This is a genomic window from Paenibacillus sp. J31R34 (assembly GCF_059383715.1).
In genome coordinates this window covers 197,024-212,778 of record NZ_JBXENU010000009.1, presented here as the reverse complement: position 1 = coordinate 212,778, position 15,755 = coordinate 197,024, and the positions used below count along the sequence as shown (strand labels likewise).

Annotated in this window: 9 protein-coding genes; all 9 read left to right on the top strand. The window is 41.4% G+C overall.

Going from position 1 to position 15,755, the window contains the following annotated elements:
* Positions 1–62: 62 nt before the first annotated feature.
* The 9 genes from AC50YG_RS23595 to AC50YG_RS23555 all read left to right on the top strand — a co-directional run bounded on the left by AC50YG_RS23595 (position 63) and on the right by AC50YG_RS23555 (position 15,735).
* Positions 63–2,510 (top strand): glycoside hydrolase family 2 TIM barrel-domain containing protein, encoded by a 2,448-nt coding sequence (locus tag AC50YG_RS23595; RefSeq protein WP_494830178.1) that lies wholly within the window; start codon positions 63–65, stop codon positions 2,508–2,510.
* 397 nt (positions 2,511–2,907) lie between these two features.
* The gene (locus AC50YG_RS23590) at positions 2,908–4,518 is read left to right on the top strand and encodes a sensor histidine kinase (protein ID WP_494830176.1); all 1,611 of its coding nucleotides are present in this window, start codon (positions 2,908–2,910) and stop codon (positions 4,516–4,518) included.
* A gap of 1 nt (position 4,519) precedes the next feature.
* Positions 4,520–6,094 carry a response regulator transcription factor gene (locus tag AC50YG_RS23585; RefSeq protein ID WP_494830174.1) on the top strand — a complete coding sequence of 525 codons (1,575 nt, stop codon included), beginning with the start codon at positions 4,520–4,522 and terminating at the stop codon, positions 6,092–6,094.
* A gap of 233 nt (positions 6,095–6,327) precedes the next feature.
* Entirely contained in the window at positions 6,328–7,263 is a 936-nt protein-coding gene (locus AC50YG_RS23580) for an ABC transporter permease (RefSeq protein ID WP_494830440.1), read from the top strand.
* Positions 7,264–7,320: 57 nt separating this feature from the next.
* Positions 7,321–8,166, top strand: coding sequence for a carbohydrate ABC transporter permease (locus tag AC50YG_RS23575; protein WP_494830438.1), 846 nt, complete (start codon positions 7,321–7,323; stop codon positions 8,164–8,166).
* 130 nt (positions 8,167–8,296) lie between these two features.
* Complete coding sequence (locus AC50YG_RS23570) at positions 8,297–9,817, top strand: ABC transporter substrate-binding protein (protein ID WP_494830172.1); 1,521 nt, start codon at positions 8,297–8,299, stop codon at positions 9,815–9,817.
* Positions 9,818–9,901: 84 nt separating this feature from the next.
* Positions 9,902–11,317 (top strand): family 43 glycosylhydrolase, encoded by a 1,416-nt coding sequence (locus AC50YG_RS23565; protein WP_494830170.1) that lies wholly within the window; start codon positions 9,902–9,904, stop codon positions 11,315–11,317.
* A 72-nt stretch (positions 11,318–11,389) separates the two neighbouring features.
* Positions 11,390–14,191, top strand: coding sequence for a glycoside hydrolase family 78 protein (locus AC50YG_RS23560; protein WP_494830168.1), 2,802 nt, complete (start codon positions 11,390–11,392; stop codon positions 14,189–14,191).
* A gap of 20 nt (positions 14,192–14,211) precedes the next feature.
* Positions 14,212–15,735, top strand: coding sequence for an MDR family MFS transporter (locus AC50YG_RS23555; RefSeq protein ID WP_494830166.1), 1,524 nt, complete (start codon positions 14,212–14,214; stop codon positions 15,733–15,735).
* Positions 15,736–15,755: the final 20 nt, after the last annotated feature.

Here is a 15,755-nt window from a genome sequence, read left to right as displayed (position 1 = left end):
CATCGTTGAAATTCCGTACCAAAACTAATTCGTTCAAGATGAGAGGAGAGGTGAGATAAGCTATGATTAGAACTTCCTTCAACGATAATTGGACAGTAGGGCCGAAAGCAGGGTTTTTCTCAGAAATTGCGACTTCGCCGGTCGCTCCTCAGAAAATTACGCTCCCGTATGACGCTATGATCTGGAACAAGAAGCTTAAACCCGAGGAAGGCGGGAACGTCGCCATCGGTTCCTTCCCCGAAGGGAGCTATGACTATAAAAAGAAGTTTTTCGTACCGTTGGCGTACAAGGATAAGAGGGTAATCATCGAGTTCGAGGGCGTTTACATGAATGCAATGGTGTACATTAACGGTGATTTTGCCGGTCAGCATCCATACGGCTATTCGAATTTCTATATTAAAGCGGATCGGTTTCTAAAGTACGGCGAAGAGAATGAAATCAAGGTTGTCGCCATGAATATTAAAGACGCCCGTTGGTATTCCGGCGCAGGGATCTATCGGAATACCAAGCTAATTGTGGGGAATCTGGTACATGTCGCTCTGGATGGCATTAAAATTTTCACGCCTGAAATCAATAACGACCGTGCTGTAGTCACTGTTGGAACTGTGATCGAGAATGAAGGCCTTCACACTCGAACCGTTACGGTACAGACGGAAATTGTTGATGCGGATGGCAGCGTTATAGAACGGGAAATTTCTCCGATCACGACTTTCGCTGGGGAAAGCGCGAAGCTAAGGCAACGTGTCTATGTCAGACAGCCGAAACTTTGGAGCGTCGATGAACCGATTTTGTATCAATGTCATACCCGCATTATATCGGCGGAAGGGGAATTGCTGGACGAGGAAGTGAACCATTTCGGAATTCGCTCGTTATCAGTCGATCCGGATAAAGGTCTATGCATTAATGGGGAGGTCGTGAAGTTGCGGGGCGCGTGCATTCACCATGACAATGGCGTAATTGGAGCCGCTACCATAGACCGGGCCGAGGAGCGCAGGATTGAAATCCTGAAGGAAGCAGGTTTCAATGCGATACGCAGCGCGCATCATCCGATGAGCAAGGCGCTTCTTAGCGCTTGCGACCGCCTAGGCATGTTGGTGGTGGATGAAAGCTTCGACATGTGGACCTCCACGAAAGGCGATCATGACTATGCACTTCATTTCCCAACCTGGTGGAAGAAAGATATTCAAGCGATGGTTGATAAAGACTACAATCACCCAAGCGTCATTATGTATACCATCGGCAATGAAATTCCGGAAACCGGAAGACCGATTGACTCCGTGTGGGGCCGCAAAATGGCTGAGCATATCCGATCAATTGACGACACGCGTTATATTACGAATTCCATCAACTTCATGGTATCCTCATTGGGCGATATCGTTAAAATGATGAAAGCAGACCAACCAAATAGCGCCGATGGCGGCAGTGAAGGTATCAATACGATGATGAACAACTTGGGGGAACACATGGCTGCAATCGTCGCTAGTGATCTTGCGAAGGAAAATACGTCCGAATCGTTCGCTTATACTGACATTGCCGGGTATAACTACGGGGAAGCGCGCTACATGATGGATATAAAACAATTTCCGAACCGTGTGATTGTTGGTAGTGAGACGAAACCTAGTGATATAGATAAAAATTGGAAGATGGTAAAAGAAAATAGTCGAATCATTGGCGATTTTACCTGGACGGGCTGGGATTATATAGGCGAGTCGGGGATCGGCAGAGTTGTTTACGATCCAACTGAATTAGCTTCGGGCATCGTAGGCGGCTATCCATGGTTTACAGCTTGGTGCGGAGATATCGACATTATAGGGAATCGGCGTCCAGTATCATACTATCGCGAAATTGTGTTCGGTTTGCGTAAGGAACCGTACATTGCAGTTCAAAGGCCGATACATTATGGAAAACAAGTCATTCCGATGATGTGGAGCTGGAGCGATTCCGTATCAAGCTGGTCCTGGAACGGGTATGAAGGTAAACCGATCAAAGTGGAAGTGTATAGCGATGCGGAAGAAGTAGAATTGCTGGTGAATGGCACAGCGGTTGGTAGAGCGGCTGCAGGTGAAGCGAACCGCTTTATAGTCGAGTTCGAGACGGTGTATCATGCCGGGGAAATTGTAGCGGTAGCCTATAGCGCTGGAGAAGAAACAGGTCGGATGACGCTCTATTCGGCTACAGGTGACGTCAGGTTGAAGGTGGAGGCGGACCGAACGAAGATATTCGCATCGGATAACGATCTTACGTTTATTATGATTAGCTTGGTAGACGAGCAAGAAAATCTATATAATACATTAGATCGGAAGGTTTCTGTCACGGTTGAGGGTGCGGGTATGCTGCAGGGCTTCGGAAGTGCCAACCCGAGGTCAGAAGAAAACTTTTTCGATACCGAACATACAACATTCGACGGGAAAGCCCTAGCAGTCATTCGTCCAACCGAAGCTGGTGTGATTACAGTGACGGTCACTGCGGACGGCTGTGCTCCAAAGGTTGTGCTACTCCATGCACTTTAATAAAACGGAGATTAATGATTAGTCACCCTATTGAACTTAAAATCTTTAACAAGCAGCGATATTGACTAGTTATTTTTAAGGATAAAAGAACGTCGTCCATATCCAGGACGATGTTCTTTTTCTTAATTTTGTGGGTATTTAAAGGGAGATTTTTCGAATTACTCATGTTAATTCAGGCGATAATTAAAACAAAGGATGAAAGTTAGTGAATGATCAGCAGTCGAATTATATTTCTTGAAAAGGAAAGGTGTGTATGATCAAACATAGGTCATTAAATCGTACAATATTTAATTCAATCCGCTTTAAACTAACCGCGGGCCTCGTTGTCATTATCATGCCTATGATATTATTTCTAAGTTACAACAACTTGTACTCGATTGAGGTTGTAAGGAATCAGGTGGCACAATCCAACAGTAATCTAGTCAACCTTTACATGAATTTAAGCGATGCCAGTTTGGATGACATTGATCGATATTTATACAAGGTCGTTTCAGAAGATAGTGGTCTCCAAATCCTCTCTCGTCCAGAAGAGGCTAATCTTGATCTCTATAATATGGGCAAGTATTTGTTATTTCGGCAACTAATTGATAATAGTGTCTATTACAAAGGTCTAGATTATTTCTTTGCTTATTCGGCAATAAATGACGATTTGGTTTTTGCTCCGAAACCGACTGGGCATACGTACACGGGGAACGATTCAACCCAGCGTGCGATAGTTAACCTACTGCAAAATGAAGATTTGAAAAAAGGCTACCCAAACGACAAATGGATTGCAGTTAAAATGGAAGGAAGCTTCTATCTTATTCATATCATTAGATCCGGAAACGTATACATCGGGGCTGGCGTTAACGCGGACGATATTATGGGTCCTCTTGATTTATTGAATTTAGGAACCAATGGAAAAGCAGTGTTTGTTGACGATAACAATGAGCCTCTTCAAGATGAGGCATTCTTTATCGAAAATCAAATCAGCTTAATTAATAAATCAGATTCCTACTATATAACGGGGCAAAGAGACAAATATTTGGTAACCGATAAACATTCGGTGAGGGGGAATTTTAGGCTGGTTGCTGTGATTCCTGAGGAGGCAATCCTGGAGAAGCTTCCGTATCTTCAACGAATTATTTTGTTTATTATAGTCGGATCTGCATTTCTAATAGTGGCAACTTTATTTTTTATTAGAGAGGTCATTTTGGTACCGATTAATCGGCTTGTATTCGCTATGCGAAAAATCAAGAAAGGCTTTTTGGAAGAAAGAATAGACCTGCTGCCTTCATCCAACGAATTCGAGTTGATGAACGACACGTTTAACAGCATGGTTTCCGAAATCCAGCAATTAAAAATTAATGTATATGCAGAGCAATTAATTAGCCAAAAAGCCGAGCTGAAACATTTGCAGCTTCAAATAAATCCTCATTTTTTTCTGAATAGCTTAAACGTTGTTTACTATCTCGCGCAGGAAAAAAAGTATAGTTTAATACAGGAATTATCTATTTCCTTAGTTCGTTATTTTCGATTTATGTTTCGGAGCAATACGAATTTCGTACGGCTGCGGGATGAATTGGATCATACTGAAAATTATTTGAAAATTCAGGGATTTCGTTTTCCTGGAAGCTTGACTTATACGATTTCCGCTGAAGAAGGTATGGATAAATGTTTAGTTCCACCATTAATGATCCAGACTTTTGCGGAAAATACGATTAAGCATGCGATTAATACCGACAAGTCCACTCATATTGACATTATAATAAACACCGATGGTAGATGTCCTGAAGAAAGACACATCAAGATTCATATTCGGGATACAGGAAAAGGATTTTCTGAGGATGTACTGCACCGTTTAAAGCAACAAATAAGTTTAGCCAATGAAGATGGCGAACATATTGGTATTTGGAATGTAAGACGCAGGCTGCTCTTACTGTTTCAGGAACAAACTAAGATTGAATTCTCGAATGATCGTGGAGCTGTCATCGATATCATTCTACCGTATAAAGAAGAGGAGCTGTAAAATGTACAGAATATTAATTGTGGATGATGAAATGTTCATCGCTGAAGGAATTAAATCAAGCGTGAATTGGGAGCGCTTGGGTTTCGTAGGCGTATTCGTTGCTTATAACCTACGACAGGCTAAAGAAGTGTTTCATAATCACCCGATTGATTTGATGATATGTGATATCGAGATGCCAGAAGGAAATGGGCTAGAGCTGGTTGAGTGGGTGAGGGAGTCATATTCACAAACGGAGTGCATTTTTCTCACGGCACACCCGAATTTTAATTACGCCAAAAGAGCAATACAGCTGAATAGCTTTGAGTACTTATTGAAGCCCATACCCCGAAATGAATTGGAGGATGCTGTTATCAGGGCTATAGAGAAGATCAGAAAAGAAAAGGAATCGGCAACGATTAAGACCGAAACCTTCTGGAGGGATGTCTTGAGTCAAGCTATTCCTTCTGCTCCAGATCGTATGGAGGAAATGATTCGAAAACTAAATATACCTTACTCGAAATCAATGTCGTTTTTGCCTGTACTCATTTGGTTTCAGCATTGGGATAAGTCCTTTAGTTCTCGCGACACTCAAATCATGAAGTATGCATTGAGAAATGCATTAGAGGAGACGTTCATTCAAGATAATGCCTCATCCGGGTTTTTGTGGATTAATGAGGAAAGCATATTGGTGATTATACCGAATGTGAATGGGGAAAAGGAGGATATCCCCCGGTTGAGAAGAAGAATAAGAACGCGTTGTGAGTATTTTGTGGAAGCCTGCAATAAATATTTCTATTGTCATCCTTCCTGTTATATTGGAACAACCGCATTAGTACATGAAGTTCGGCATATGGTTGAAAGCTTGATTAATTTCCAGAAAAGTTATGTTAATTTTACTGACCGTGTCATATTGCTGGAAGACGGCATAAGAAAGGAATTTCAGCTAACGATGCCACCCTTCCACATATGGTCAGAGATGTTAAAGCGAGATGACAAAACAAAGCTTATTGAAGAAGCGTGGCTGTTTTTGGAGTCATGGAAGCGAATGGAAGGTCTCGATGTAAAATGGATCACTCATTTTTATCAAAGCTTTATGCAGATGATTATGGCGACCCTACAGCAACGGGGATTCCGGGCGGAAGGAATTCTGTCCATTCATTTGTCTCCAGAACGAATAAAAGTCGCTACACGCTCCGTTAAGGATTTGCAGGAATGGATGCTGGATGTTCTAGAGACTGCATTTGTTCATACAAAGGCTGGTGGGGCGAATGAAAAGGTCGTTGAAAAAATAAAAAAATATATAACACTTCATATCGATGAGGACTTGTCCAGACAGTGTGTTTCCGATTATATAGGGCTTAGTCCTGACTATATTGTAAAGTTATTTAAAAAGGAAACAGGCAAGTCTATTACTGATTACATTCTGCAAGAGAGGATTAATTTGGCTAAGGAAATGCTGAAGAACACAGACATAACGATTACCAACATTGCAATGGCTGTCGGTTTTTCTACCAATTTCCCTTACTTTTCAACGATATTTAAGAAAGAAGTATTGATGACACCTCAGGAGTATAGAAAGAATCATCATAAGGAATAATATCATTAATAAAATGTCGAAGATGGCAGAGGAACACGCCATCTTCGGCATTTTTAATTGTTTAGTTTATTTTTAAATTAATAATCAATAATGACGGAATTTTAAAAGAATAATGCCTGATATTTAAATTTTGCTGTTTTCATAATGATTTAGAATGAAATTAATCAATATGAAAGGTGGCAAAAGATTTGAAAAATGAAGTCGTGTTCAAGTCCCAAGCGGACCACTCTAAAATGAAATGGACAGCAAAATTGGCTATGGAGCTTAGAAAGGCAGTAAGGTACAGGGCGCTTGTGTTGATGGCCCTTCCAGGCTTGCTTTATCTGCTTATTAATAACTATTTGCCTATGTTCGGAGTAGTTGTCGCTTTTAAGAACTACAACTTTGCTAAGGGAATACTGGGCAGTGAGTGGATTGGATTTGAGAATTTTAAGTATCTGTTCGCAACTAGGGATGCTTACATTATTACGAGAAATACAATTCTTTACAATTTTCTGTTTATAGCACTGACTACTATGGCAGGGATTGGGACAGCAATCATTCTTAATGAAATCAGAAAGCGGTTTTTGACTAAGATGTATCAAACATTCATCCTTTTACCGCATTTGATCTCGATGGTTATTGTTGCCTATTTGGTGCTTGCGTTCCTCGATGTTGAGAAGGGCTTTTTGAATAATACGATTTTGCCTATGCTGGGCATCGATCCAATCTCATGGTATTCCGAGACAAAATATTGGCCGTGGATTCTTACACTGGTTACATTGTGGAAAGGGATTGGAAACTCTTGCATTATTTACTTTGCCGCTATAATCGGAATTGACAATGAATATTACGAAGCTGCAAGAATCGATGGTGCCAACAGGTGGCGTCAGATTTGGAACATCACAATACCTTCTATTATGCCTTACGTCTCTATTATGACACTGCTTGCGATTGGTCGGATTTTCTATTCGGACTTTGGATTGTTTTATCAGGTTCCTCTTAACTCGGGGTTACTCAGTTCGGTCACCAGTACAATCGATACTTATGTATTTCGTGCGTTAATGACCATGGGTGACATTGGGATGTCCTCTGCAGCCGGACTGTATCAATCCTTCGTTGGTTTTATTCTTGTTGTGGTTTCCAATGCTATAGTAAGCAGAAAAAATAAAGACAATGCATTGTACTAAGAGGAGGGAGTTTCAGTGAAGTCAAGTAAACTAAATCAAATCATTCTAAATTTTTTCATGATTTCGTTATCCGTATTTTGTTTAATTCCCATTTGGTTGTTATTTTCGGCCTCATTGACGGGTGACGCAGAAATTATCCGCAATGGTTATTCATTTCTACCAGAAGATGTAACATTCTCTGCTTACTCATATTTATTCAATGGTTCTCTAGGTATTATGAATGCTTATGGTATTACGATATTAGTCACTGTTATTGGCACAGTTGCCGGTTTGGCTTTTACGGCAATGCTAGCGTACCCTCTTTCACGGTTCGAGATGCCATTCAAAAATGCATTGGCCTTTTTTATCTTTTTTACAATGCTGTTTAACGGCGGACTCGTTCCAACTTACTTGATTTACACTAATATTTTCGAAATCAAAAATTCTTTGTGGGCATTAATCATACCCGGATTGCTGATGAACGGTTATTTCATCATACTGATGCGTACGTTCTTCGCCACGTCCATACCTCGTCCACTAATTGAATCGGCACAAATCGATGGAGCAAAAGAATGGAAAATTTTCTATTCTATGATTATCCCGCTATCGACACCTGTATTTGGGACGATAGGGCTATTTTATACGCTGCTCTACTGGAATGATTGGAACAATGGTTTGATTTATATTACGGATAGTCATTATTATAGTCTGCAAAACCTGCTGAACAGAATACTGCAGGATATACAATTTTTACAGACTTCAACTCAAATGAGCAGCAAGGGTGACGAATTAGTGGCTAATCTACCGCTTGGTTCAATGCGTATGGCGATTGCATGCATAGGTATTGTGCCTTTATTGATTGCCTTTCCATTTTTCCAAAGATTTTTCGTTAAGGGTCTAACTATTGGTTCAGTAAAAGGTTAGAGGTTCGATGAACCAATGAATGACTGAAAATTGAAATTGAAATGTCGGAAATGAGAAAGTTTCACAAGTTCTTCTCTGTTAGGATGATAGTGCAAGTTGATACATCAGATGAAAAAGGGAGGCAATTACATTGCGAAAAAATGCTTTGAAAACAGTTCTTCTTGCGCTTATGACATTAACTTTAGTCACCACGGTGGCATGCGGTAGCAGTACGAGTAACAATGCTGAAACGACAACCAACGAAAGTGGAGAAACAAGTAATGGACTAAAACCAGTGAATTTAGTAATGGCATTCCCAATGGTTACTGAACAGAAGGATATGGCATTGATTCAGAATGAGATTAACAAAATAACGAAGGAAAAGATTAATGCGACAGTAAAGCTGGTACCTATCGGGTTTGGAGCTTATAGTCAGCAAAAAACGCTGATGTTGTCCTCGAACGAGCAAGTGGATTTGATGGTCAGCGGTCTTGGGACTCACAATCAGGATGTTGCCAAAGGGTTGTATCTCGAATTGGATGATCTTCTGGAGAAGAACGGGAAAGGAATCAAGGACGCGTTCGAAAACACGATTGGCTCGGATATTCTAAATGCTATTAAAATAAACGGTAAAACTTACGGTATACCGGTTGTTAGAAATATGGCACAAGATATTTCCATTGTGTTGCGCAAGGACCTGGTAGAAAAATATAAGATCGATACGACCCAAATAAAAACTTTAGATGATTTGGATCCAATTTTCAAAACTATTAAAGAGAATGAACCCAATGTTACACCAATAGCAAAATCCAGCAGCTCAATTCTTACGGTTCTTAATGGTATTAACGGAGAATTGCTTGGTGATGGAACGGGGCTCTCAAATAAAGATTCTGGATTAAAGGTGGTAAATTGGTTCGAAACTGAGGAAAATGCATATTTGTTGAATACCGTTAGAAGATGGTATCAAGCTGGATACATTGACAAAGATAGTGCTACGAGTACGGAGACAGGTTTTCATCTTATGAAAGCAGGAAAAGCCTTTTCCTATCCCAACTTGATAGATCCTTGGATTAAAGAGGATTCATCAACCGGAATTGAAACGGTAGTCGTACATCTCAAGGAGGTTCCAATTGCCACAGGTTCGATAAATTCATTTTTGTGGAGTATGGCCAAAAACACGGTAAATCAGGAACGGGCGATGATGCTGCTTGACCTTATGTACACGGATAAAGATGTGGTTAATTTATTGAATTACGGGATTGAAGGAAAACATTACGTAAAATTATCAGACGATACGATTGATTTCCCAGAAGGCGTTAACGCTTCGAATTCTTCTTACTTTCCGGCTCAAGTTTGGATGTTTGGAAACTCTTTACTATCGTATCATTTTGTAGGTGAGGATCCTGAAGTTCACGCAAAGGCAGCTGCGGCTACTAAAAACGCTATGAAATCAAAGGTTTTAGGATTCAACTTTGATTCTGAACCTGTTAGAACGGAAATAGCAGCTGTAACTAATGTTATGAATCAATATCAAGTAGCACTGGAGACAGGTATGATTGACCCCGCTACAAAGGTCCCAGAATTTAATAAGCAACTGAAAGCTGCTGGGCTGGATAAAATTATCGCAGAGAAACAAAAACAATTAGACGCATGGGCTGCAACTAATAAATAAAGGTATTAAAAAAGTATAGGGTCCCATTTCGGGATCCTTTGGTTTATTTCTTATGTCAAGGACAATTAAAGGAGTGGAATAAATATGCAACAAGGAATTAATCCATATCTGCCTTCTTTCGAATATATCCCTGATGGAGAACCATACGTATTCGACAATAGGGTATATCTGTATGGTTCTCATGATAAATTTAACGGATATGCTTTTTGCTTGAATGATTATGTATGCTGGTCAGCCCCAGTAAATGATCTGGCGGATTGGAGATATGAAGGGTGTATTTATAAAAAAACAGACGATCCAAGAAATTCAGATGGCGAAATGTGCCTTTATGCACCGGATGTCGCTAAAGGGCCAGACGGAAGATATTATTTGTACTACGTCTTGGACAAGCAACAAATGGTGTCCGTAGCGGTATGTGAGACCCCGGCAGGAAAGTACGAATATTATGGTGATGTGCATTACGAAGACGGCACGCTCCTAGGAAATCGTGTGGGAGATGAACCACAATTCGATCCTGCTTTATTGGTTGAAGGAGACACGGTGTATCTCTACACGGGGTCCTGCATGCCAGGTGATGCATCTAGAAAGGGAGCAAGGGTAACAGTCTTATCATCAGATATGATTACGATTAAAGAATCTTCAAAAGTTGTCGTGCCTAGCGATTCTTACGGCAAAGGAACCGGATTCGAAGGGCATGAGTTTTTTGAAGGCTCTTCGATAAGAAAATGGGGCGAAACCTATTATTTTATCTATTCCTCTATTAATTATCACGAGCTCTGCTATGCAACGAGCAAATCTCCTACTCATGGGTTTACATATGGGGGGACTATTATCAGCAATAATGACAGCTATATCGACACCTACAAACCTGCTGAGCTCGCCATGTATTTTGGCGGTAATAACCATGGAAGCATCGTTAATATTAAAGATAAATGGTATGTATTTTATCATAGGCATACAAACGGAACGTGTTTTAGCAGACAAGGGTGTATGGAACCAATTGAGATTCTTGAAGATGGAACGATACCTCAAGTGGAGATGACATCATGTGGTCCGAATGGTGGACCTCTGATCGGTAAAGGTGAATATCCTGCCTATCTTGCTTGTAATCTATTCTGTATTGATCTTGAGCCTTCTATGCCAGGACCGGGAGATTGGATTGACTGCCGTTTCCCTAAGATTACACAGGAAGGAAAGGACGGAGACGAAGAAATCGGCTATATCGCTAACATGAGAGAAGGCGCAATAGCGGGCTTTAAGTATTTTGATTGCAGAGGTGTCAAGGAAATTACCATAAAAGCTCGCGGAGGCTGGGGAGGAGCGTTTAAGGTCATGACTACCTGGAACGGACCTGAGCTTGGCAGCATTCCTGTGAAAATGATGAACGAATGGACAGAGTATTCAGCCCCTATATCTGTTCCGAATGGCGTGCAGGCGTTGTACTTTAAATATGTAGGGTACGGAAGCGTGAGCCTTGCTTCGTTTAGGCTAGGTTGCTGAGGTCAAACCGAAGAACTATAACCATTCAATTGCTATATTTAGCTCATAATGTGAAGAGGAGACATAGTGACTATGCTAAAGACTAAAGAAAAGACAGTGATTTATCAATTGTTGGTCGAATCGCAGGAAAATCCTCTTGGAATCGATGTGGAAAAACCGCGATTCAGTTGGAAACTGAATGCGAAACGTAGAGGCGTATATCAAACCGCTTATCAAATTGTTGTGTATGCTCTTAATTCGGCTTCCCATAGTGTCATGCACTGGGACAGTGGGAGAGTAACATCCGAACAATCGGCTTATGTTCCCTATACAGGACCTGAACTCGTTTCCCGCAATCGTTACGAGTGGAAGGTAAAAGTATGGGATGATCAAGGTACAGAATCCGAGTGGAGCACCTTGGCATTCTGGGAGATGGGGCTGCTTCACCCTTCAGATTGGTCAGCTCAATGGATTGAGCCTATGCAAAATTCGGTCACGGAAGAATCCCCATTTGATTACATGAATATGCATGAGAATAAAGTGGAATTGCCTATTACGGAGCGTCTTCATCCATGTCCCATTCTCCGAAGATCGTTTGATGCGAAAGGTGAGATCCAGCGTGCGCGAGTTTATGTTACAGCCCATGGTATTTATCATTTAGAACTTAATGGTGCGAAAATTGGAAACTTTGAGTTAGCCCCAGAATACACAGCATATTCCGATTATTTACAATATCAGACTTACGATGTTACTTCTTTACTTAAGGAAGGAAGCAATGCAATCGGTGCGATACTTTCGGATGGCTGGTACGCAGGTAGAATCAGTTTTTCCGGTGAAAGCTGCCAATACGGCAATAAGCTTGGTTTGTTATTGCAGTTAGAAATAGATTACGTCGATGGAAGTAAACAATTTATGGTTTCCGATGGAAGCTTCAAGTCTTCATATGGGTCCGTGAGATACTCGGATCTTTTCATCGGGGAAATGGTAGATGCTCGTCTCGAACAAGCAGGATGGAGCGAGGTTGATTTTGAGGACTCCCATTGGAATGAAGTTCAGATTGTCAGCTATGGATTAGAAAACATCGTAGCGCATTATGGTGAACCGGTAAGAGTGATTGATGAAATTCAAGTTGATCGCATTATAATGACTCCTAAGGGTGAAGTAGTCCTCGATTTTGGGCAAGTCATCGCCGGCAGAGTACGTATGCACGTATATGGCCAAAGTGGAACCGAAATCGTCCTAGAGCATAGTGAAGTGCTTGACGAAGAAGGGAACTTTACTAATAACATTTTAGGACGAAATAAAGAACAAAAAGATATTTATATTCTTAGAGGTGAAGCAGCAGAAACTTTCGAACCCAAATTCACGTACCATGGTTTTCGCTTTATAAAAGTAAGCGGTTTTCCCGGTATAGTGAGGAAAGAAAACTTTACTGGCATCATCCTCTCGTCGGACTTGAGAACAAGTGGAGGATTTACTTGCTCTGATCATCGTCTGGATAGGCTTCAACAAAATATTGTATGGAGTCAAAAAGCGAATATGTTATCCATACCGACGGATTGCCCGCAACGAGAAAAGGCGGGATGGACAGGGGATATCCAGGTTTACGCCCCGACTGCTGCATTTAATATGGACATGAATGCCTTCTTAACGAGATGGTTACGCAATGTAGTTATTGAACAATTCCCGGATGGTCAAGTTCCTAATGTTGTTCCAGCTCCTAGTGCCTATCTGAAGGAGACCGCAGCGGCAGGGCTGGAATCCAGTGCGGGTTGGGGGGACGCGATTGTCATCGTTCCTTGGGTACTTTATCAGGTTTATGGAGACACCCGAATACTTGAGGAGAATTACGGGGCAATGGTCAAGTGGGTCTCCTATATCGAGAAGTCAGCAGCAGAGGAGATTCCAGATGATGTAGCAGGCCGGCAGTTGACAGATGAAGAGCGGGAACGTCAGAAATATCTTTGGAACACGGGACGACATTTCGGTGATTGGAACATTCCGAGCTTTGATCAAGGTGACGGACCGGATCTCACACAGAACATGACGATGACGAAGGATTGGGTTGCTACAAGCTTTTATGCCCATTCGACAAAATTATTGTCTACTATCGCTTCCGTGATCGGTCATGAAGAAGATGCACTTCGTTACAATGATTTAAATAATAAAATTAGGAAAGCTTTTTCGGAGGAATATCTTAATGGAGATGGTACGCTGAAATCGCATTTTCAAGGCATGTGCGTACTTGCGCTGCACATGAACATGATACCTGATTCGGCGCGCAGCAAAGTGTTGGATCAATTGGTACAGTTAATTGAGCAGAATGGGAATCGGTTAGACACAGGCTTTGTTTCTACTCCCTTCTTATTAGATGTTCTTTATAATAACGGACGTTCTGATGTCGCCTATCAATTACTTTACCAAACAGAAGCCCCTTCGTGGCTGTATGAAGTCGAGAAGGGAGCGACGACTATCTGGGAGAGTTGGAAGGGCATTCGTCCAGACGGCAAGATTACAAATATATCCTACAATCATTACGCATTTGGTTGCGTCGGAGATTGGATGTATAGAAGAATCGCTGGAATAGATAAAGCTCTAGCTGGTTACAAACACATTGTCATTCAACCAGACTTAAAGTGCAATCTCACTTACGCTAAAGCTTCTTACGATTCGATATATGGAACCATCGTATCCGAATGGAACATTAATGCACAAAAAGTGGGAGTCTACATCGAGATTCCGGTCAATACAACAGCTACGATCATGTTAACAGGTGCTCGTAAACGAGATATACAGTTAGAAGATGGTATTCGTCTGATTACGGAAAATGAAACAGGAGTCATAGTGGAAGTAGGGAGTGGCGAATACAGCTTTGCTTATGAAATGTTGGGTTAATAGGGGATATTTGTTAGGGGTTGGATAAAATAGAAGTTACAAAACTCAATTCAGAGACCGAGACGCTGCATCAAGAGAAGCATCAGGGAATATTCGGCGACAAAAGAAATAGTTTAATTGTATTTGTCATGATCCTCGGAGTTTTTGTAGCCATTATGAACGAAACTCTGTTGAATGTGGCATTGACACCTATAATGAAGGACCTTGGTGTTACGGCCAATACTGCACAGTGGTTGAGTACAGGATATTTGCTGGTCATCGGAGTGCTTATACCAGCTACGGCTTTTTTGATACAACGTTTTACCACAAGAGGCTTGTTCCTTTCTGCGATGGGGTTATTTACTATAGGTACTCTCGTGGCGGCGATTGCTCCGGATTTTGCTGTTCTATTTGCCGGTAGACTAATTCAAGCGGCTGGGACAGGCCTTCTATTTCCATTATTGACGAATGTCGTATTAGCGCTGGTCCCTCATCATAAGAGGGGAACTGCAATGGGGACTATCGGTATTGTTATTACTTTCGCCCCGGCAATTGGTCCTACGCTATCTGGTTTTATTGTCACACATTATAATTGGAGAGTGCTGTTCTATAGTATTTTACCAATCGCATTAGCCATCATCATATTCGCTTATTTCAGCTTGAAAAATATAACGGAATCCCGTAATCATAAGTTCGATCTATTGTCGATAGTGCTTTCAACTCTGGGTTTTGGAGGGGTGGTATACGGTTTTAGCAGTGCAGGGGAAGGACATGGGGGTTGGACGGAACCCATGACTATCCTTTCAATTGTAGCTGGTTGTATGGCTCTTGGATTATTTTGCTGGCGACAATTAACTATGAAAGAACCTATGCTAGATTTGAAAACATTTCAATACCGAATTTATAGGATCTCGGTTATTATCTCGGTTATTGTCAATATGTCGTTATTCGCAGCCATGATGTTGGTTCCCATTTTCCTCCAGAATGCATTTGGATACACCTCGTTAAGGGCTGGTTTAGTCATGCTACCAGGTGGAATTATTATGGGTATCATGTCACCTATTACAGGTAGATTGTTCGATAAATTTGGGGCTAAATGGCTTGTGCTTAGCGGACTAACACTGATGGCATCCACCTTGTTAGGGTTTGCATTCATGACGGTTTCAACCTCCTATTCAATGGTAACCACTTTAAACGCCTTGTTCATGCTGGGCATTTCCATGCTCATGATGCCAGTAATGACGAATGGGCTGAATGAATTGCCAAGGTCGCTGTACCCACATGGTACAGCAATAAGTGGTACACTCCAGCAGGTTGGAGGCGCTATAGGCATGGCGCTGCTCGTGACAGTCATGACAACAAGTTCCAATAACTTTTTGATAAAGAACAGCGGAGCTATGACGAAATTGAATTTGGAAGTATTCGCGATGACAGAAGGTATGAAACATGCATTCCTACTGGCATTCGCTTTAGTAGTTATTGCCCTATTCTTATCTGTTACGTATCTAAAGCGTTCTATACCTCCATCCAGCGAGATAGAAAATGAGCAATTTTTCTCGCACTAAATCAATTTTTTCAAAGGAAA

Bases quoted from the DNA above. Each gene is read 5' to 3' on its own strand.
- AC50YG_RS23595 (WP_494830178.1), top strand. From the start codon at position 63: ATGATTAGAACTTCCTTCAACGATAATTGGACAGTAGGGCCGAAAGCA.
- AC50YG_RS23585 (WP_494830174.1), top strand. From the start codon at position 4,520: ATGTACAGAATATTAATTGTGGATGATGAAATGTTCATCGCTGAAGGA.
- AC50YG_RS23580 (WP_494830440.1), top strand. From the start codon at position 6,328: ATGAAATGGACAGCAAAATTGGCTATGGAGCTTAGAAAGGCAGTAAGG.
- AC50YG_RS23575 (WP_494830438.1), top strand. From the start codon at position 7,321: ATGATTTCGTTATCCGTATTTTGTTTAATTCCCATTTGGTTGTTATTT.
- AC50YG_RS23565 (WP_494830170.1), top strand. From the start codon at position 9,902: ATGCAACAAGGAATTAATCCATATCTGCCTTCTTTCGAATATATCCCT.
- AC50YG_RS23560 (WP_494830168.1), top strand. From the start codon at position 11,390: ATGCTAAAGACTAAAGAAAAGACAGTGATTTATCAATTGTTGGTCGAA.